This is a genomic window from Cupriavidus sp. P-10, from assembly GCF_003402535.2.
Classification (GTDB): domain Bacteria; phylum Pseudomonadota; class Gammaproteobacteria; order Burkholderiales; family Burkholderiaceae; genus Cupriavidus.
This window is the reverse complement of the sequence record NZ_AP025170.1, coordinates 1,378,319-1,398,529: the sequence shown is the minus strand read 5'-3', so window position 1 is coordinate 1,398,529 and position 20,211 is coordinate 1,378,319. Positions and strand designations below refer to the sequence as shown.

Here is a 20,211-nt window from a genome sequence, read left to right as displayed (position 1 = left end):
CACCACATCCCCAGTCGAACCGATAACGCCGCGGCAGATCGCATAGCCATGGAGCTTCCGCACGTGAAACTTCAGCGCTATCATGGCCGGCATATCGTTATTCGATATGCCCGTATATTGGTGCAATATCCTGCCATCGTGGTGCAGCGGGCCCGTCGCTGGTGCCCCCGTGCCGCCCCGCCCCCGCAGCCAGCCCCACAAAACTGACCGACCCATGGCGACCAAGCCCGGCCACCCAGCAGCGCCCTCCCCCGACCGCGACAACCCGCTCTTCAACCAGTCGCTCGAGAAAGGCCTCGAAGTCCTGCGCGCCTTCAACGGCGTCCACCGCACGCTGACGTTGCCCGAGCTGGCCACGCTGACCGGCATGACCAAGAGTTCGGCCCAGCGCACGGTCCATACGCTGGAGGCGCTCGGCTACGTCGACAAGCATCCGCAGACCCGCCGCTTCCGCCTGACGCCGCGGGTCATGGAGATCGGCTACAACTACCTTGCCGCCGATGCGCTGATCCCGGTGGCCAGTCCTTACCTGTCGCAGCTCGCCGCCGCCAGCGGCGAGACCGCCAACCTGACCGAGCCGGTCGGGCTCGACATGGTCTACGTGGCGCAGTTGATGACCGCCAAGCACATGCCGGTACTGACGCCGGTGGGCATGCGCATCCCGATGTATTGCACCAGTTCCGGCCGCGCCTACCTGAGTACGCTGCCCGACGCGCAGGTGCGGGAGATGCTGGAGCAGTCCGAGCGCGTCGCGCGAACGCCGGCGACGCTGACCGACGTGGCGGCGATCCTGGCCCGCGTCGAGGAATGCCGCACTGTGGGCTACGCCTCCAATGAGGAGGAACTTTTTCTCGGCGACATGGGCCTGGCCGCGCCGATCGTCAACAGCCAGGGCCAGGCGGTCGGCGCCGTCCACGTGTCGCCGCCGGCGAGCCGCTGGACCATGGCCGATGCCAGGAAAAGATTGGCGCCGCTGGTGCAGGAATGCGCGTGGGCGATCTCCCGCTCGATCGCCCACTGACCGCGGGCGCCGAAACGAGCTGGCTTCGCGGGAGGTGGTAGAACACCTGAGTGCCAATGGCTTTCACAGCCCCTCCACGCGATCTATGCTGAAGGTGTTGGAGCGGTGTTGCACAGTTCCCCGGCCACTCCAGTCTTCATCTCAGCCCTTCGGAGGGCATATGAAAGTTTCTGCCTTGCTGTTGGCAGCGTCGATGGCCGCTGGCTGGTCATCGCTCGCCCAGGCTGCCGGATGCCAGTACGACATGCAGTGCAAAGGGGAGCGGATCTGCCAGCAAGGGCAGTGCGTGTTCCCCGATGCCGAAGAAACGGCTGAAGCCGGCGGACCGGGACCGGCCCCGGCCCTGGCTCCGCCGATCAAGCGCACACCGATGCCTCCGCCGCCGCGCGGCTGCTGCACGGTGGCAGGCAAGCTCAAGCTGTCGCCGGCCTCGGCCTCCGACACCAGCCTGGCCAACGGCGACGCTTGCCAGGGCCTGACCAACTCCGGCAAGCCGGTTCCCGGCACGATCTGCAACTAGGCGCGCAGGCCGTCCGGCCCGCGCCTGCAATGGCCGCGCGCTGGCTGGCGCTAGCGCGCTTGCGCCAGCATGGCTTGCAGCAGCACGTTGGCGCCCGCCTCGATATGCTCGGGCAGCGCGTCCTCCAGCTCGTTATGGCTGATGCCGTCCTTGCAAGGCACGAAGATCATGCCGGTGGGCGCGCGCCGTGCGACGTAGACCGCGTCGTGGCCGGCGCCGCTGACCACGTCCATGTGCGGCAGCCCGAGCATGGCCGCCGCGCGCCGCGCGCTGTCGACGCACGCGGGCGCGAACTCGCACGGCGCGAACTTGACCACCTGGCGGATCCCGACCTCGACACCGGCGGCCGCGGCGATGCCTTCGAAGGCGGCATGCATGGCCGCATCCATGCGATCGAGCCCGGCCTGCGACAGGTTGCGGAAATCCACTGAAAAATCGACCCGGCCCGGGATCACGTTGCGCGAATTCGGCGTGACCTGCAGGTAGCCGACCGTGCCGCGCCCGTGCGGCGCCTCGTCGCGCGCGATCTGGTTGACCGCATCGACCATGCGCGCGGCGGCCAGCATGGCGTCGTGGCGCAGCGCCAGCGGCGTGGGGCCAGCGTGCGCGTCCATGCCGGTCACGGTCACGTCGTACCACTGCTGCCCGAGCGCGCCCGTGACCACGCCTATCGGTATCCCGGCCGCCTCCAGCACCGGCCCCTGCTCGATATGCGCTTCGAAGTACGCCGCGAACATGCCACCCGGCACCTCGCCCGCGGGATGCGCGCCGAGGTAGCCGATGGCCTGCAGCGCATCGCCCACGCTGACACCGTCGAGGTCGTTCTGCGCGCGCGCAAAGCCGGCGTCGAACTCGCCGGCGAACACCCCCGAGCCCATCATCACCGGCGTAAAGCGCGTGCCTTCCTCGTTGGTCCAGAACGCGACCTCCAGCGGCGCGCGCGTGGCGACGCCGAGGTCATCGAGCGTGCGCATGACCTCAAGGCCGGCCAGCACGCCGAAGTTGCCATCGAACTTGCCGCCCGAGGGCTGCGTGTCGATATGGCTGCCGGTGGCCACGGCGCGCGCAGCGGGATCGGTGCCGGCACGCCGCGCGAACACGTTGCCGATCTCGTCGACACGCACGTCGAGCCCGGCCTCGCGGCACCACTGCACCACCAGATCTCGCCCTTTTCGGTCGGCCTCGGTCAGCGCGATGCGGCATACGCCGCCCTTGGCCGTCGCGCCGATCGCTGCGAGGTCCATCAGCGATTGCCACAGGCGGGCGCCATTGATGCGGGGAAGGTGTGTCGGTTCCATGTCTGCTGGTTGGTGAGGGAATGACATCGGTTCAGCAAGAAGCAGACCACCGCATGCAGCCGCTGCAGCGGCAGCTACCGCCACCGCCAAAGTGGCACATGACTTGCTTTGCCGACCTGCGTCCCTTCACACATGACCTCACGCCAAACCAGGAGCAAGCCTGTGCACCACCGTCCCTCCCCTCTCGCGAAAGGCCTCAAGTCCGCCGCTTCCCTGATGAGCGCCGCCGCGCTGACGCTGCTCGCACTGCCCGGGGCCGCGCATGCCGACAAGGTGCTGCGCATCGGCATGACCGCGGCCGACATCCCGCGCACGCTCGGCCAGCCCGACCAGGGCTTCGAAGGCAACCGCTTCTCCGGCATCCCCATGTACGACGGACTGACGCAGTGGGACCTGTCCAAGGGCAACGGCCCCAGCCTGCTGATCCCGGGCCTGGCCACCGAATGGAAGGTCGATGCCAGGGACAAGACCAAATGGGTGTTCAAGCTGCGCCCCGGCGTCAAGTTCCACGACGGCACTCCGTTCAACGCCGATGCCGTGGTGTGGAACGTCGGCAAGGTCCTGGACAAGACCGCGAAGCAGTTCGACCCGAGCCAGGTCGGCGTGACCGCGTCGCGCATGCCGACGCTGCGCTCCGCGAAGAAGGTCGACGACCTCACGGTGGAGCTGGTCACGTCCGAGCCGGACTCTTTCCTGCCCTACAACCTGACCAACCTGTTCATGGCTTCGCCCACGCAGTGGGAGAAGAAATTCGCCGCGGTGCCGGCCTCGGTCACCGAGCCGGTGGAGCGCTCCAAGCAGGCGTGGGTGGCCTTTGCCGCCGACGCCGCCGGCACCGGCCCGTTCAAGATGAGCCGTTTCGTCCCGCGCGAGCGCCTGGAAGTGGTGCGCAATGAGCAATACTGGGACGCAAAGCGCGTGCCGAAGATCGACAAGGTGGTGATGGTGCCGATGCCCGAGGCCAACGCCCGCACCGCCGCGCTGCTGTCGGGGCAGGTCGACTGGATCGAGGCACCCGCGCCTGACGCCGTCGCGCAGATCAAGAGCCGCGGCTTCCAGGTCTATGCCAACACGCAGCCGCATATGTGGCCATGGCAACTGTCGTTTGCGCCCGGCTCGCCGTGGCTGGACAAGCGCGTGCGCCAGGCGGCCAACCTGTGCGTCAACCGCGGCGGGCTGAAGACGCTGCTGGGCGGCTACATGGCCGAGGCCAAGGGCATCGTCGAGGCCGGCAATCCGTGGTGGGGCAATCCGAAATTCGACATCAAGTACGACCCGGCCGCCGCGAAGAAGCTGATGCAGGAGGCCGGCTACTCGGCCGCAAGGCCGGTCAAGGTGAAGGTGCAGGTGTCGGCCTCGGGCTCCGGCCAGATGCAGCCGCTGCCAATGAACGAGTACGTGCAGCAGAACCTGAAGGAGTGCTTCATCGACGTCGACTTCGACGTGGTCGAGTGGAACACGCTCTTCACCAACTGGCGCGTCGGCGCCAAGGACGCCAGCGCGCACGGCGCCAATGCGATCAACGTCAGCTTCGCGGCAATGGACCCGTTCTTCGCGATGGTGCGCTTCGTCAGCACCAAGACCCAGCCACCGGTTTCCAACAACTGGGGCTACTTCGGCAATGCCGAGTTCGACAAGCTGATCGAGGAAGCGCGCACTTCGTTCGACGAGAAAGCGCGCGACGCGGCGCTGTCCAGGCTGCATGCGCGCATCGTCGAGGAGTCGCCGTTCGTGCTGATTGCGCATGACGTCGGCCCGCGCGCGATCTCGAAGAAGGTCAAGGGCGTGGTGCAGCCGCAGAGCTGGTTTATCGACATCGCGACGATGTCGATGGATTGATCCGCCTGCCGTCTACACCGTCGTTCCCGCCTGCGCGGGAACGGCGGTGGTTCCCCGCAGCCCGCCTCACCTGGATACCGCCAGCCATGCAATACCTGTTCCGCCGCATCCTCTATGCCGTCCCGATCCTGCTTGGGGTGGCGCTGCTGTGCTTCTCGCTGGTTCACATCGCACCGGGCGACCCGCTGGTGTCGGTGCTGCCGCCCGACGCCTCCGAAGAACTGCGCCGCCAGCTCACCGCGCTCTACGGCTTCGACAAGCCCTTCCTGGAGCAATTCGTCCACTGGCTCTGGCGCGCCCTGCACGGCGACCTGGGGACGTCCATCGCCACCAGCCGCCCGGTGATGGCCGAAGTCGGCAACGCCGTGGTCAATTCGCTGCGGCTGGCGACCATCGCCACGCTGATCGGCTTCAGCTTCGGCTGCCTGTTCGGCTTCGTCGCGGGCTACCTGCGCGATTCGATTGCCGACCGCACCGCATCGCTGCTGTCGGTGCTGGGCGTCAGCATCCCGCACTACTGGCTAGGCATGGTGCTGGTGATCGCGTTCTCGGTGCTGCTCGGCTGGCTGCCGGCTACCGGCGCTGGACCGGGCGGCTCGGGCGACTGGGCGTGGGACTGGGAGCACATGCAGTACATGCTGCTGCCCGCGGTGACCATGTCGGTGATTCCGATGGGCATCGTCGCGCGCACCGTGCGCGCGCTGGTGGCGGAGATCCTGTCCAACGAGTTCATCGTCGGCCTGCGGGCACGCGGGCTGTCGGACCTGGCCGTGTTCCGCCATGTGCTGAAGAACGTCGCGCCGACCGCGCTGTCGGTGATGGGCCTGCAGCTGGGCTACCTGCTTGGTGGCTCGATCCTGATCGAGACGGTGTTCTCGTGGCCCGGCACCGGCTTCCTGCTCAATTCCGCCATCTTCCAGCGCGACTTCCCGCTGCTGCAAGGCACGATCCTCGTGCTGGCGGTGTTCTTCGTGCTGCTCAACCTGCTGGTCGACACGCTGCAGACGCTGTTCGACCCGCGCATCCAGCGCAGCTAGCGCCAGGGAGACCGCCATGCAAATGACGCTAGACAACCGCTCGCAAGCCGCGCCGGCGGTGCAGCGCTCGCCCGGCTACTGGGCGACGGTGGGCCGCCGCCTGCTGCGCAACAAGCTCGCAATGCTGGCCGCGCTGGTGCTGCTGGCGCTGGTGCTGATGGCGCTGTTCGCGCCGATGCTGATGCCGGCCGACCCGTATGCCTCGTCCATCCTCAAGCGCCTGAAGCCGATCGGCACCGAGCACTTCCCCCTCGGCACCGACGAGCTGGGCCGCGACATGCTGTCGCGCCTGATGCTGGGCGCAAGGCTGTCGCTGTTCATGGGCATCGCGCCAGTGCTGCTGGCCTTTGTCATCGGCAGCACGCTTGGCATCGTCGCCGGCTATGCCGGCGGCTGGACCAACACCGTGATCATGCGCGTCACCGACATCCTCTATGCCTTCCCGTCGGTGCTGCTGGCGATCGCGCTGTCCGGCACGCTGGGCGCCGGCGTGGGCAACGCGCTGCTTTCGCTGACCATCGTCTTCATACCGCAGATCGTGCGCGTAGCGGAAAGCGTGACCACGCAGGTGCGCAACCGCGAGTTCGTCGATGCGGCGCGTGCCTCGGGCGCCTCGTCGCTGACGATCGTGCGCGCCCACGTGCTCAACAACGTGCTGGGGCCGATCTTCGTCTATGCCACCAGCCTGATCTCGGTATCGATGATCCTGGCCTCGGGGCTGTCCTTCCTCGGGCTGGGCGTGAAGCCGCCCGAACCCGAGTGGGGCCTGATGCTCAACACGCTGCGCACCGCGATCTACACCCAGCCGTGGGTGGCCGCGCTGCGCGGTGCCATGATCTTCCTGACCTCGGTCTCGTTCAACCTGCTGGCCGACGGGATCCGCTCGGCCATGGAAATCAAGGACTGAACCATGCCAGCACTGATGCAGGCCCCTTCCCCCACTGCCGCGCGCGATCTCGGCGGCCCGGCCCAGCCACTGGTGATCGCCCGCCAGCTGGTCAAGCACTTCCCGATCAAGTCCGGCATGCCCGGCCTGCGCCCGCGCGCAGCCGCGGTGCGCGCGGTCGACGGCGTCAGCTTCGACGTGCTCAAGGGCGAGACCCTTGGCGTGGTCGGCGAGTCCGGCTGCGGCAAGTCCACCACCGCGCGGCTGCTGATGCAGCTGACCGGGCAGGACAGCGGCGAACTGATCTTCGACGCGCAAGGCGTCGGCTCGGCGCAGTTGCCGATGAAGCAGTTCCGCAGCCAGGTGCAGATGGTGTTCCAGGACAGCTATTCGTCGCTGAACCCGCGCCTGACCATCGAGGAATCGATCTCTTTCACGCCGCGCGTGCACGGCGTGCCGGCGCGCGAGGCCACCGAGCGCGCGCGCTTCCTGCTGCAGCGCGTCGGGCTGGAGCCGGCGCGCTTTGCCGGGCGCTATCCCCACGAACTGTCGGGCGGCCAGCGCCAGCGCGTCAATATCGCCCGCGCGCTCGCCTTGCGCCCGCGGCTGGTGATCCTGGACGAGGCCGTATCGGCGCTGGACAAGTCCGTCGAGGCACAGGTGCTGAACCTGTTGCTCGAACTGAAGGCCGAGTTCGACCTGACCTACGTCTTCATCAGCCACGACCTCAACGTGGTGCGCTACCTGTGCGACCGCGTGATGGTGATGTACCTGGGCAAGGTGGTGGAAATCGGCGACACCGAGACCCTCTACCGGAACCCCGCGCATCCGTACACGCGCGCGCTGCTGGCCTCGATGCCGTCGATGGACCCGGACCGCCGCACCGAGGCCGCGCCGCTGGCCGGCGACCCGCCCAATCCGATCGACCCGCCCTCCGGCTGCAGTTTCCACCCGCGCTGCGCCATGGCGCAGGACGTTTGCGCGCGCAGGGAACCGCAGCTGGCAGAACTGGTGCCTTGCCATTTGGCGGCCTGCCTGCTGGCCACCGCGTCCTGAGGAGCCCGACATGACTGCGACCCCACAACAAGCTCCCCTCGCCGCGCCGATGGTCTCGGTGCGGGACCTGCACGTCACCTTCTCCGGCGGCGGCAAGACCATCCGCGCGGTCAACGGCGTCTCGCTCGATGTAGGCGCCGGCGAGGCCGTGGCGCTGATTGGCGAATCCGGCTCGGGCAAGAGCGTCACGCTGCGCGCGCTGATGCGGCTGCACCCGCCGCGCCGCACCCGCATGGAGGGCGAGATCCGCATCGACGGCGCCGACGTGATGGCGCTGGACCAGCGCGCGCTGGCGCGCCTGCGCGGCGGAACCGTGGCGATGGTGTTCCAGGAGCCGCTGCTGGCACTGGACCCGGTCTACACCGTCGGCCAGCAGATCGTCGAGTGCATCCGCACCCACGGCAAGGCTTCAGCCGCCGAGGCGCGGGAACGCGCCCTCAAGGCGCTCGAGGCAGTGCGCATTCCCAGCCCGGAGCGGCGCCTCGCCGCCTACCCGCACGAGATGTCTGGCGGCATGCGCCAGCGCGCGATGATCGCGCTGGCGCTGTCGGCGCGCCCGAAGATCCTGCTGGCGGACGAACCCACCACGGCGCTGGACGCGACCGTGCAGATCCAGGTGCTGATCCTGCTGCGCGAACTGCAGCGCGAGCTCGGCCTGTCGATCGTCTTCGTCACCCATGACATCGGCGCCGCGGTCGAAATCGCCGACCGCGTCGCGGTGATGTACGGCGGCCGCATCATCGAGGAAGGCCCGATCCGCACGCTGCTGCGCGAGGCACGGCACCCGTACACCATCGCCCTGCTGCAAAGCCGCCAGCACGGCATGGCGCGCGGCCAGCGTCTGCAGGCCATCGGCGGCGCCCCGCCCGACCTCGCCGACCTGCCGCCCGGCTGCACCTTCGCGCCGCGCTGCCCGCATGCGCGGCCGGCCTGCCTGGCAGCAGTGCCGGCGCCGGTCAGCATCGGCGCCGGGCACCGTGTCAGCTGTGTGCTGGCTGCCGAACCGGCCGTTGCCACCGCGGCGTAATCCCGCTATCGCCCCACCTTCCAAGAGATCACCCATGACGCTTGCCACCCATCCCGCCCGCGCCTTCATGCCCTATCCGGACGTTGCCGTGCCCCACGCCGCCGGCGGTCCGCTGCAAGGACTGACCTTTGCCGTCAAGGACTTGTTCGACGTGGCGGGCTATCCCACCGGCGGCGGCAATCCGCACGTGCTCGCGCGCTCGGGCATCAAGGCCGCGACCGCGCCCGCGGTGCAGCAGTTGCTGGACGCGGGCGCCGCCTTCGTCGGCAAGACCCATACCGACGAACTGGCGTTCTCGATGAACGGGCAGAACGCGCATTACGGCCGGCCGGTCAACGGCGCGGCGCCCGACCGGATCACCGGGGGTTCCTCGTCCGGCTCGGCCGCGGCGGTATCCAACGGGCTGTGCGACTTTGCGCTTGGCTCGGACACCGGGGGCTCGGTGCGCGCGCCGGCCAGCCACTGCGGGCTGTTCGGCATCCGGCCCACGCACGGGCGCATTTCGCTGGAGCGTTGCCTGCCGCTGTCCGAGAGCCTGGATACGTGCGGCTTCTTCGCGCGGGCCGCCGGCACGTTCGCGCGCGTGGCAGAGGTGATGTTCGGCGCCGACGGCAAGCCGCTGCCCGCCTTGCCCCGCCTGCTGCTGGCAACCGACCTGTTCGCGCAACTCACGCCCGAGGCCTGCGCCGCGCTGTCGCCGGCCATCGCCACGATCGAGATCGCGCTGGGCAAGGCGTCGCCCGTGACGGTGGCCGACCGGCCCTTGTCCGAACTATGGTGGGCCTTCCGCTACATCCAGGGTTGGGAAGCGTGGCGCAGCGACGGCGCGCTGATCGAGCAGTACGGGCTGGAGCTGGGCGCCGACGTGGCCGCGCGCTTTGCGTTCTCGAAGAGCGTGACGCGCTCGCAGTTCGATGAGGCCAGCGGAGTGCGGCGCGACTTCACCGCGCATCTCGCCAGCCTGCTCGGCGACGACGGCGTGCTGGTGCTACCCACCATGCCCGATATCGCCCCGCTGCGCGCCACACCGATCGACGCACTGGAAAGCTATCGCAACCTGGCCTCGCAGACCCTGTGCCTGACGCCGCTGAGCGGTTTCCCGCAACTCAGTTTGCCGCTGGCCAGCCGCGACGGTGCGCCGCTGGGCATCTCGCTGCTCGGGCCCGCCGGCAGCGACCGCAGCCTGATTGCACTGGCCGAGCGCATCGTTGCCGACCGGGACGCACCAGAAAGGCCGTGACGCCTGCGCCACGCCGCGCCCCGTTCGCCACCCGCCCTGCCCACCCGCGTCGGGTGGCTCGCCGCGCCGGCCTCTGCCAGCCGGCGCGGCACTCCTACAATGGCCTCATCGCATCCGGGCACAGGATGCATTGAGGACCGCAGCATGACCCTGGCCGGAGTACGCCCCACGACGGCATTCCCCCGAGATCCCGTCCCTTCCGAGAGCTACGAAAGCCCCGAGAGCAACGAAAGCCAAGGCAGCCCCGACACGCCCGATACGCCCGCCTCCAACGTCGCCCCGACCCGGCTGGTGCCGCCGCGCAGCGCCCGCCCGCTGATGCCGCGCGATGCGCTGCTGGCGCGCCTGACCGAAGCGCGGCGCCAGCGCTGCGTGGTGATCCAGGGCCCCGCCGGCTGCGCCAAGACCAGCACGCTGGTGGCCTGGCGGCAGGCGCTGCTGAAGCTCGACTTTGACGTGGCCTGGCTGTCGCTGGAAGCCGAGGACAACAGCCTGGCGGTCTTCTTCAACGGTCTGGTGGCCAGCCTGGCAACCGTGGATGCGGCCATCGTGCGCGATGCCTGGCTGCTGATGGGGCGGGACGGCAACCAGTCCGCGGCCGAGCATTGGGTCATCACGCTGGTGCGCGCGATCGCCGCGCGCAAGCGCGAACTGGTGCTGATGCTCGACGATGTCCACCACCTCGATGACCCGGGCGCGCTGCTGGCCCTGCGCTGGTTGATCGACTACGCGCCGCCACAGCTCCACGTGGTGCTGGCATCGCGCACGGCGCCGCCGCTGTCGCTGGCGCGGCTGCGCTCGCAAGGTCTGTTATCGGCATTCGGGCTGGCGGACCTGCGCTTCTCCGCACAGGAATCGGCGCGCTTCCTGCAAGACCAGCTCAGCACCATCGAAGCCCACGAAGCCAGGCGCCTGCATGAACTGACCGACGGCTGGGCCGCGGGCCTGCAGCTCTATGCCATCGACCTGAAGGGCAAGCGCGGCGGCGCCTTCCATCCCGTCGAGGTGCGCGACGCCCAGGCCTTCGCCCACTATTTCGAGCGCGAGGTGCTGGTGCGCCTGGACGCCGCTGACCTGCACCTGCTCACCCGCATGGCGGTCTGCCACCGCTTCTGCGGCGCACTGTGCGCGACCTTGCTGGGCCGGCTCGGCGCCGCCGCCGAGATCAACGCCCGGCTGTCGCACCTGGCCGGGGACGACCTTTTTATCGCGCAGCTTGGCAATGCCGGCCAGGGCGAGCCCTGGTACCGTCTCCACCCGCTGCTGCGCGAAGTGCTGCTCGGCCGTCTGGGCCAGCTGCCCCCCGGCGAGCTGGCCACGCTGCACGCGGCGGCCTGGCAATGGTTCCACGCGCACGGCGACCTCGACGAAGCCGTCCGGCACGCCGTGCTGGCGGGCAATGCCGATGCGGCCGCTGAACTGGTGCACGACTGCGCCCACGGCCTGCTGGCGCGCGGCGAACTGAGCCAGCTTGCGGCGCTGATGCGGCTGCTGCCCGGCGCGCAGGTCCAGGCCCGCTTCGGCCTGCTGCTGGTGCAGGCCCACCTGCAGATGTACGCCGGTGATGTCGCCGCCGTGGACGACAGCCTGCAGCGGATGCAGGCCCAGCCCGAGCGCCTGGGCCCACGCGAGCGCTACGCCCTGGCGCTGCTGCGCGGCAGCATCGCCTTGCAGCGCGACGACTCCGACGCCGTGGCCATGCTGCTGCCCGAGCTGCAGCGCGTGCCGCCGGGCGCCGATGACTTTACCCTGACCGGGCGCGGCAACATCCTGTCGTGGATGCATATCTACCGCGGCGAGTATGAGCTCGCCCGGCGCGTGATCGAAGACGGCGCCCCCTGCGGCGGCGCCCCGCGCGGCACACTGCTGGGCCGCTGCATGGGGGGCATGACGCACGCCGTGGAAGGCAAGGTGCTGGTTGCCGAGCGCGTGCTCCAGGAAGTGCTGGCCGAGGCCGGCCAGCGCGGCCCCGCCTGTGCGGGCGTGGCCTGCATGGCTGCGTCATTGCTCGGCGAAACCCTGTACGAGCTCAACGACGTCGACGCCGCGGCCAGCCTGCTGGAGGCGCGCATGGGCGTGCTGGTGCGCATTTCGATCCCCGACACCGTGCTGCGGGCGCTGCTGGCGCTGTCCGGCAGCCGCTGGCTGGCCGGCGACCACGCCGGTGCGCTGGCCCTGCTGGACCGGCTGGAGCGCCACGGGCAGCGCCGCCGTGTCGACCGGCTGGTGGCCGCCGCGTTGTGCCAGCGCTCGCGCCGGCTGCTGGAAGCCGGCAATGTCGATGACGCCGACGATGCGCTGCTGCGGCTCGAGGCGCTGGCTGCCCGCCACGCCGGCGCGGTGCGCAGCACGGCCTGGGAAGTGCGGGTGCATGCCGACCTGGCCCGCATCGCCATGTGCCTGCACCACAACGACTTCGACGGCGCGCTGACACGGCTGGCGCCGCTCGCGGCGCTGTCAGAGGCCGGCGGCCGCTGGCCGCGCGTAGCCGCCCTGCGCATGCTGATGGCGCTGGCGCACCAGGGCCGGCGCGACCCTGCCGAGGCCCGCCGCCTGCTGATCGAAGCATTGCGCATTGGCCACCGCCACGGGCTGGTGCGCAGCCTGCTCGACGCCTCGACGCAGGTGCCGGCGCTGCTGGCCACGCTGGCCGATGACGACACCCTCGACCCGGTGCTGGCGTTCTACGCGCAGCGGCTGGCCGACGCCGCCGCGCCGGCCCCGGGCGCCCGCGCTGCCGCGCCCGCCGCGGCCCGGCTGGCCAGCCTCAGCGAGCGCGAGCAGGAAGTGCTCGGGCTGCTGGCGCAGGCCATGCCCAACAAGAAGATCGCGCGCGTGCTCAATGTGTCGCTCGACACGGTGAAGTGGCACCTGCGCAATGTCTACGCCAAGCTCGACGTCACCGGCCGTGACGAGGCGGTGGCCCGCCTGCGCGATGCCAACGCCTCGCGCCCTGCCGCGCCGGCATCCTGATCTTCCCCACCCACACCACCGGTGTAGGGACGCCGCGCCGGCTCCGCGCCAAACTGGTTCCAACGAGGCAGCCCCTTGAGCGCTGCCGCCAACCAGTCAAATCAGGAGCCATCGATGGAAATCGTCCGCAGCGTCTACCGCGAAGACCACGAGATGTTCAGGGAAACGGCGCGCCGCTTCTTTGAGCGCGAATGCCTGCCGCGCCAGGCGGCCTGGGATGAGGCCGGCGTGGTCGACCGCGAGACCTGGCGCAAGGCCGGCCGCGAAGGCCTGCTGTGTGTCACCGTGCCGGAGGAATACGGCGGCGGCGGCGGCGATTTCGGCCACTCCGCAGTGCTGGCCGAGGAATACCACCGCTCCGGCATCTCCGGCCCGAGCTTCTCGGTGCACTCGGACATCACCGCGCCCTACATCGTGCGGCTGGGCACCGAGGAACAGAAGCGCAGGTGGCTGCCCGAGATCTGCCGCGGCGAGAAGATCCTGGCCATCGCCATGACCGAGCCGGGCAGCGGCTCGGACCTGAAGTCGATCCGCACCACCGCCGTGCGCGACGGCGACGAGTTCGTCATCAACGGCAGCAAGACCTTTATCTCCAACGGCCTCAATGCCGACATGATCGTGGTGGTCTGCAAGACCGACCCGGCAGCAGGTGCCAAGGGCGTGAGCCTGATCATGGTCGAAGCCGATCGGGCCGGATTCCGCCGCGGGCGCAAGCTGGAAAAGGTCGGCCAGCATGCCGCGGATACCGCCGAACTGTTCTTCGACAACGTGCGCGTCCCGGTGGGCAACCTGATCGGTAACGAGAACGGCGGCTTTATCCACCTGATGGAAGAGCTGCCGCAGGAGCGCCTGATCATCGCGGTCTACTGCGCCGCCAAGCTGGAGCGCCAGCTGGAGCTGACGCTGCAGTACGTCAAGGGCCGCCGCGCCTTCAACCAGACCGTGTGGGACTTCCAGAACACCAGGTTCAAGCTGGCCGACGTCAAGGCGCAAGCAGTGGCGGTGCGCACCATGGTCGACTACTACATCGGCAAGCACATGGTGCAGAAGCTGTCGCTGCAGGAGGCCGCCATCGCCAAGCTGTACGCCACCGAGACCCTGTGGAAGTGCATCGACGACATGGTGCAGCTGCACGGCGGCTACGGCTACATGCTGGAGTACCCGATCGCGCGCGCCTTTGTCGACATGCGCGTGACGCGCATCTTCGGCGGCACCAGCGAAGTGCTGCGCGACCTGATCGCGCGCAAGCTCTGAGTTCCGGACAGTCCCCTTCCTTCACTTACGCACTTTTCAGGAATCACCATGAGCGAGAAAGTCCTGGTTGCCGGCGTCGGCATGATCCCGTTCGCCAAGCCCGGCGCAAGCCTGAGCTACACCGAAATGGGCGCCGAAGCGACGCGCCGCGCGCTGGCCGACGCCGGCATCGGTTATGAACACGTGCAGCAGGCGTTTGCCGGCTACGTCTACGGCGATTCGACCTGCGGGCAGACCGCGCTGTATGAAGTCGGCATGACCGGCATTCCCATCATCAACGTCAACAACAACTGCTCGACCGGCTCGACCGCGCTCTACCTGGCGCGCAAGGCGATCGAGACCGGCGATGCCGATTGCGTGCTGGCGCTGGGCTTCGAACAGATGCAGGCCGGCGCGCTGAAGTCGCACTGGGATGACCGGCCAGTCACGCGCGCCCGCTTCCAGCCGATCATGCACGGCCTGACCGCCGACATGGCGCACCTGCCGCAGGCGCTGCGCACCTTCGGCGGCGCCGGGCGCGAGCATATGCAGCGCTACGGCACGCGCATGGAAACCTTTGCCGCGGTGCGGGCCAAGGCCAGCCGCCATGCCGCCAACAACCCGCTGGCGCTGTTCCGCAAGGTCGTCACCACCGAAGACGTGATGAACGACGTCGAACTGCTGCCCGGGATCATGACGCGCCTGATGGCATGCCCGCCGACCTGCGGCGGCGCCGCGGCGATCCTGGTGTCAGAGCGCTTTGCCCGCCAGCACGGCCTGCGCACCGATGTGCAGATCGTGGCACAGGCACTGGCCACCGATCCGCCCGCCTCGTTCGACCCGCCCTCGATGCTCAACTACGTGGGCACGCACATGACGCGCGCGGCGGCGAACAAGGTGTACGAGCAGGCCGGCATCGGCCCGGAGGATATCGATGTGTGCGAGCTGCACGACTGCTTCGCGCATAACGAGGTGATCTCCTACGAGGCGCTGGGATTCTGCCCCGAAGGCGGCGCCGAGAAATTCGTGATGGACGGCGCCAACACCTACGGCGGCCAGGTGGTGGTCAACCCGTCGGGCGGACTGCTGTCCAAGGGCCATCCGCTCGGCGCCACCGGGCTGGCGCAGTGCTATGAGCTGACCCACCAGTTGCGCGGCAGCGCGGAGCATCGTCAGGTCGAGGGCGCAAAGCTGGCGCTGCAGCACAACCTTGGCCTCGGCGGCGCCTGCGTGGTGACGCTGTACGGCAAGAACTAGGCCGTTCACACCAACGACGCGGCGCGCCGCCGGCACCAGCCGACGGCAGCGTTCCGCAAGGAGACCGCCATGAAACGATCCACCCATTCAGCCACCCATTCAGCCACCATTTCATCCACCATTTCCGCCACCCTCTCCCGCCTGCTCGGCTTCGCACTGGCCTGCGCCATGGTGCTGCCCGCCGGGGCCGCCGACAATTTCCCGTCGCGTCCGCTGCGCTTTATCGTGCCTTTGACGCCGGGCAGCGCCTCGGACAGCGTCACGCGCTATGTGGCCGAACTGGTCGGCAAAGACCTCGGCCAGCCCGCCGTGGTAGAGAACCGCCCCGGCGGCGATTCCGTCATTGCCGTGCAGAGCTTGCTCAATGCGCCGGCCGATGGCTACAGCATCCTGATGATCGCGCCCACGGCGATGGTCATCAACCCGCTGGTCAATGACAAGCTGCCCTATGATCCGCGCGAGATCCGCCCGCTGGCCGCCGCGATCCGTGCCTCGGCGGTGCTCGTGACCGGCGTCAACTCGCCCTACAAGACCTTTGCCGACGTCGCCGCCGCCGCGCGCAAGACGCCGCACACGGTCAGCCTGGCCAACTACAGCTACCACTACCGGCTCGGCGGGCTACAGCTGCAGCAGGCCGCCGGCATCGACCTGAACCACATCCCCTACAAGGGCGCCGCGCAGGTGCAGACCGACCTGATGGGTGGCGCGGTCGACCTGGCGCTGCTCGATGTCGGCGGCGCCCTGCCGCTGCTGCGCGCCGGCAAGCTGCGGGCCATCGCGGTCACCAGCAAGGCGCGCCATCCTGAACTGCCTGAGGTGCCGACCATGCGCGAAAGCGGCGTCGCCAACTACGAGCTGTCGGTGTGGATCGGCTTCGGCGTCAGCAGCAAGACGCCCGAGCCGGTGGCGCAGAAGCTGGAGGCCGCGCTGCTGAAGGCGCTCGGCACGCCGGAGTTCCGCAACTTCGCCGCGCGCACCGCCTATGCCGAAGTGCTGGCCGACCCGGGCAAGAAGATGAGCGCCATGATCGCCTCGGAGCGGGGCCGCTACGGGCAACTGGTCAAGACCTACGACATCAGCGCGCGCTGAACGCCTACACCGAACAATCTCAAGGGATTCACCATGTCACAGCTTTGCAGGGACCGCGTTGTCGTCATCACCGGGGCCGGCCGCGGCATCGGGCGCAAATACGCGCTGGAGTTCGCCCGCCAGGGCGCGAAAGTGGTGGTCAATGACCTCGGCGGCCGCGGCGACGGCAGCGGTGCCGCCAGCGGCCCGGCCCAGGAAGTGGTGGCCGAGATCCGCGCCGCCGGCGGCGAGGCGATCGCCAATTTCGACGACGTGGCCGACTGGGCCGGTGCCGAACGCATGATCCGCGCCGCCATCGATACCTTTGGCGGGCTCGACGTGCTGGTCAACAACGCCGGCATCCTGCGCGACCGCACGCTGGCCAACATGACCGAGGACGACTGGGATTCGGTCATCCGCGTGCACATGCGCGGCACCTTCGCGCCATCGCGGCATGCTGCCGCCTACTGGCGCGAGGAATCCAAGGCAGGCCGCCAGCGCGCGGCGAGGCTGATCAACACCAGTTCCTCCTCCGGTCTCTACTGCAACCCCGGCCAGGCCAACTACGGCGCGGCCAAGGCCGGCATTGCCGCGATGTCGGTGATCGCCGCGCGCGAGCTGGACCGCTACGGCGTCACCGTCAACGCGATTTATCCCACCGCGATGAGCCGGCTGACCGAGGACATCTTTGCCAGGCGGCGCGACGAGTTCACCGCGGGCGCCGCGCCCGGCTTCGATCCGCTCGACGCCGGCAACATCGCGCCGCTGGTGGCGTGGCTCGGCAGCGTTGAATCCGGCGAGGTGACCGGGCGCGTGTTCGGCGTGCGCGGCGGCCGCATCACCGTGGCCGAAGGCTGGCATGCCGGCCCGCGCATCGACAAGGAGGGTCGCTGGGACGCCACGGAACTCGGCCGCCACATCCCCGCGCTGGTCCGCCAGGCGGCGGCCAACGCCGACACGTCGGGCGAGATCACTGCCGCCTGAGACCGCACCTACCGAGCAGACCGCACCTACCGAGCCCAGCCATGAATCCGACACCCAAGTATCTGGGCGACCACGCCGCCCTCACCCCCGGCAAGCCCGCCGCCATCAACGGCACCACCGGCGAGGTGCTGACCTATCGCGAACTCGATGAGCGCTCGAACCGCTTCGCGCAATACCTGCATGCGCTCGGCCTGCGCCGCGGCGACCACATCGCGATGGTGCTCGAGAACAATATGCGCTGCTTCGAGCTGTGCTGGGCGGCCCTGCGCTCGGGCCTGCTGATCACGCCCGTCAACCGCTTCCTGACCGCACCGGAAGCCGCCTACATCATCGAGGACAGCCAGGCCCGGGTGTTGGTGACCTCCTACGCCATGCGCGAGCTGGCCGCCCAGCTGTCGGACCTGATGCCGACGTGCCACGGCCGCCTGATGCTGGACGGCACCATTGCCGGCTGGGACAGCTACGAGCAGGCCATTGCCGCGCATCCGGCCGAGTGCCTGGCCGAGGAATGGATGGGCGGCACCATGATCTACAGCTCCGGCACCACCGGCCGGCCCAAGGGCATCGTGCGCGCGCAGCCAGCTGGCTACGTGACCGAAGGCTCGGGCTCGCCGCGCCGGGCCCAGTTCGTCCGCTATGGCTTCGATGCCGACACCGTCTACCTGTCGCCGGCGCCGCTCTATCACACCGCGCCGCTCGGCTACGGGCTGGAGACGCAGTTCGGCGGCGGCACCGTGGTCTTCATGGAGAAGTTCGATGCGCTCGAGGCGCTGCGCCTGATCGAACGCTACCGCGTCACCCACAGCCAGTGGGTGCCGACCATGTTCATCCGCATGCTCAAGCTGGAGCCGGCGCAGCGCGCGGGCATCGACCTGTCCAGCCACCGCGTGGCGATCCACGCCGCCGCGCCCTGCCCGCAGGAAATCAAGCGCCAGATGATCGACTGGTGGGGCCCGATCGTGCACGAGTATTACGCCGCCACCGAAGGCAATGGCGTGGCCACGCTCAACACCGAGGAGTGGCTGGCGCACCCGGGCTCGGTCGGCAAGGCGCTGGTGGGCGTGCTACGCATCTGCGACGACGAAGGCAACGAAGTGGCCGTCGGCGAGAGCGGACTGGTGTACTTCGAGCGCGATGCGCTGCCGTTCCACTACCACAACGACCCCGACAAGACCCGCGCCGCGCAGCATCCGCGCCATGCCGCCTGGACCTCGGTCGGCGACATCGGCCGGCTGGATGAAGACGGCTACCTGTACCTCACGGACCGCAAGGCCTTCATGATCATCTCGGGCGGCGTCAACATCTATCCGCAGGCGATCGAAGACGCGCTGGCGGTGCATCCGAGCGTCGGCGACGCCGCCGTGATCGGCGTGCCCAACGCCGAGATGGGCGAAGAGGTCAAGGCGATCGTCGAGCCGGCCAGGGGCATCGCGCCCTCCGCCGAGCTGGCCGAGACCCTGCTCGAATACCTGCGCGGCAAGGTAGCCCGCTACATGGTGCCGCGCTCGATCGACTTTATCGACACCATGCCGCGCCTGCCGACCGGCAAGCTGTACAAGCAGTCGCTGCGCGAGCGCTACTGGAATGCACAGTGAGGAGCAAGACATGAGCCATTTGCTGGATGCCTTCCGGCTGACCGCGCCGCCGCCGGCGGCGGAAGCCTTTCGCGCCGAGGTGAAGCGCTTCCTGGCGGAGCACCTGCCGCCAGCCACTTCCGATATCCGCGCGCGTTCGTGGATGGGTTTCGATGCCGGCTTCAGCCGGCTGCTGGCGCAGCGCGGCTGGGTCGGCGTGACGCTGCCGGCCGGCTACGGCGGCGCGGGCATGGATGCCTGGCACCGCTTCGTGCTGGTGGAAGAACTGCTGGCCGCGGGCGCGCCGGTGGCGGCGCATTGGGTGGGCGACCGCCAGAGCGGCCCGCTGATCCTGAAGTACGGCACGCCGGCGCAAAAGGATTTTTACCTGCCGCGCATCTGCAATGGCAGCGCCTTCTTCTGCATCGGCATGAGCGAGCCCAACTCGGGCTCGGACCTGGCCAGCGTGCGCACCCGCGCCACGCGCTGCGCGGACGGGAGCGGCTGGCGCCTGAGCGGCCGCAAGGTCTGGACCACCAACGCGCACCACTGCCACTACATGATCGCGCTGGTGCGCTCTTCCGGGGTCCCGGAAGACCGCCAGAAGGGACTGTCGCAGTTCATCGTCGACCTGGCAGCCCCCGGCGTCACCGTGCGACCGATCGCGGACCTGACCGGCGACGCGCATTTCTCGGAAGTCACGTTCGACGACGTGTTCCTGCCCGACGGCGCGCTGGTAGGCGAGGAAGGCAGCGGCTGGGAGCAGGTCACGGCCGAACTGGCTTTTGAGCGCAGCGGCCCCGAGCGGCTGTATTCCAGCATCGTGCTGATGGATCGCTGGATCCGGTCGCTGCGCGCCGGCCAGCCGTGCGACGCCGGCGCCGCGCTGCTCGGCAGCTTCGTCACGCAGCTTGCCACGCTGCGCTGCCTGTCGCTGGCGGTCACGGCGCGGCTGGCACGCGGCGAGAGCCCGATCGTGGAAGCAGCGCTGGTGAAGGACCTGGGCACCGGGTTCGAGCAGTCTATCCCCGCCCTGCTGGAAGCGGTGATCAGCGCCAACCCCGCTGCGATGCCGGATGAGGAACTGGTCCGCACCGTGGCCTTCCTGAGCCAGATCTCGCCCACCTTTTCGCTGCGCGGCGGCACGCGCGAGGTGTTGCGCGGAATGATCGCGCGCGGCCTCGGGCTGCGCTGAGCG

At 69.1% G+C, this 20,211-nt stretch carries 16 protein-coding genes; 15 read left to right on the top strand and 1 reads right to left on the bottom strand.

Annotated features, from left to right (window positions below):
• Positions 1-214: 214 nt before the first annotated feature.
• Positions 215-1,021, top strand: a complete 807-nt coding sequence (locus tag CTP10_RS06480) for an IclR family transcriptional regulator (RefSeq protein WP_116321017.1) — start codon at positions 215-217, stop codon at positions 1,019-1,021.
• Between the two features lie 160 nt (positions 1,022-1,181).
• A complete protein-coding gene (locus CTP10_RS06475; RefSeq protein ID WP_116321018.1) occupies positions 1,182-1,541 on the top strand; it encodes a hypothetical protein in 360 nt (119 codons plus the stop codon).
• 50 nt (positions 1,542-1,591) lie between these two features.
• Here the strand turns inward: CTP10_RS06475 and CTP10_RS06470 are convergent, their stop codons facing one another.
• Complete coding sequence (locus CTP10_RS06470; RefSeq protein WP_116321019.1) at positions 1,592-2,839, bottom strand: Zn-dependent hydrolase; 1,248 nt, start codon at positions 2,837-2,839, stop codon at positions 1,592-1,594.
• 216 nt (positions 2,840-3,055) lie between these two features.
• On the opposite strand from CTP10_RS06470, the gene CTP10_RS06465 reads away from it, so the two are divergent.
• The 13 genes from CTP10_RS06465 (at position 3,056) to CTP10_RS06405 (ending at position 20,208) form a co-directional block, all read left to right on the top strand.
• Positions 3,056-4,678, top strand: coding sequence for an ABC transporter substrate-binding protein (locus tag CTP10_RS06465; RefSeq protein WP_199414632.1), 1,623 nt, complete (start codon positions 3,056-3,058; stop codon positions 4,676-4,678).
• Between the two features lie 86 nt (positions 4,679-4,764).
• A complete protein-coding gene (locus CTP10_RS06460) occupies positions 4,765-5,715 on the top strand; it encodes an ABC transporter permease (protein ID WP_116321021.1) in 951 nt (316 codons plus the stop codon).
• A 16-nt stretch (positions 5,716-5,731) separates the two neighbouring features.
• On the top strand, positions 5,732-6,622 hold the full coding sequence (locus tag CTP10_RS06455) for an ABC transporter permease (protein WP_116321022.1): 891 nt from the start codon (positions 5,732-5,734) through the stop codon (positions 6,620-6,622).
• Between the two features lie 3 nt (positions 6,623-6,625).
• Complete coding sequence (locus CTP10_RS06450; RefSeq protein ID WP_116321023.1) at positions 6,626-7,657, top strand: ABC transporter ATP-binding protein; 1,032 nt, start codon at positions 6,626-6,628, stop codon at positions 7,655-7,657.
• Between the two features lie 10 nt (positions 7,658-7,667).
• Complete coding sequence (locus CTP10_RS06445) at positions 7,668-8,684, top strand: ABC transporter ATP-binding protein (protein WP_116321024.1); 1,017 nt, start codon at positions 7,668-7,670, stop codon at positions 8,682-8,684.
• A gap of 34 nt (positions 8,685-8,718) precedes the next feature.
• Positions 8,719-9,924, top strand: a complete 1,206-nt coding sequence (locus CTP10_RS06440; RefSeq protein ID WP_116321025.1) for an amidase — start codon at positions 8,719-8,721, stop codon at positions 9,922-9,924.
• A 144-nt stretch (positions 9,925-10,068) separates the two neighbouring features.
• Positions 10,069-12,897 carry a LuxR C-terminal-related transcriptional regulator gene (locus CTP10_RS06435; protein WP_116321026.1) on the top strand — a complete coding sequence of 943 codons (2,829 nt, stop codon included), beginning with the start codon at positions 10,069-10,071 and terminating at the stop codon, positions 12,895-12,897.
• Positions 12,898-13,011: 114 nt separating this feature from the next.
• Complete coding sequence (locus CTP10_RS06430; protein ID WP_116321027.1) at positions 13,012-14,151, top strand: acyl-CoA dehydrogenase family protein; 1,140 nt, start codon at positions 13,012-13,014, stop codon at positions 14,149-14,151.
• A gap of 48 nt (positions 14,152-14,199) precedes the next feature.
• A complete protein-coding gene (locus CTP10_RS06425; RefSeq protein WP_116321028.1) occupies positions 14,200-15,387 on the top strand; it encodes a lipid-transfer protein in 1,188 nt (395 codons plus the stop codon).
• Positions 15,388-15,456: 69 nt separating this feature from the next.
• Entirely contained in the window at positions 15,457-16,476 is a 1,020-nt protein-coding gene (locus CTP10_RS06420) for a Bug family tripartite tricarboxylate transporter substrate binding protein (protein WP_116321029.1), read from the top strand.
• Between the two features lie 33 nt (positions 16,477-16,509).
• Entirely contained in the window at positions 16,510-17,439 is a 930-nt protein-coding gene (locus CTP10_RS06415; protein WP_116321030.1) for an SDR family oxidoreductase, read from the top strand.
• 41 nt (positions 17,440-17,480) lie between these two features.
• Positions 17,481-19,034, top strand: coding sequence for an acyl-CoA synthetase (locus CTP10_RS06410; RefSeq protein ID WP_116321031.1), 1,554 nt, complete (start codon positions 17,481-17,483; stop codon positions 19,032-19,034).
• 10 nt (positions 19,035-19,044) lie between these two features.
• Positions 19,045-20,208: an acyl-CoA dehydrogenase family protein gene (locus CTP10_RS06405; protein ID WP_116321032.1), complete on the top strand. Its 1,164-nt coding sequence runs from the start codon at positions 19,045-19,047 to the stop codon at positions 20,206-20,208.
• Positions 20,209-20,211: the final 3 nt, after the last annotated feature.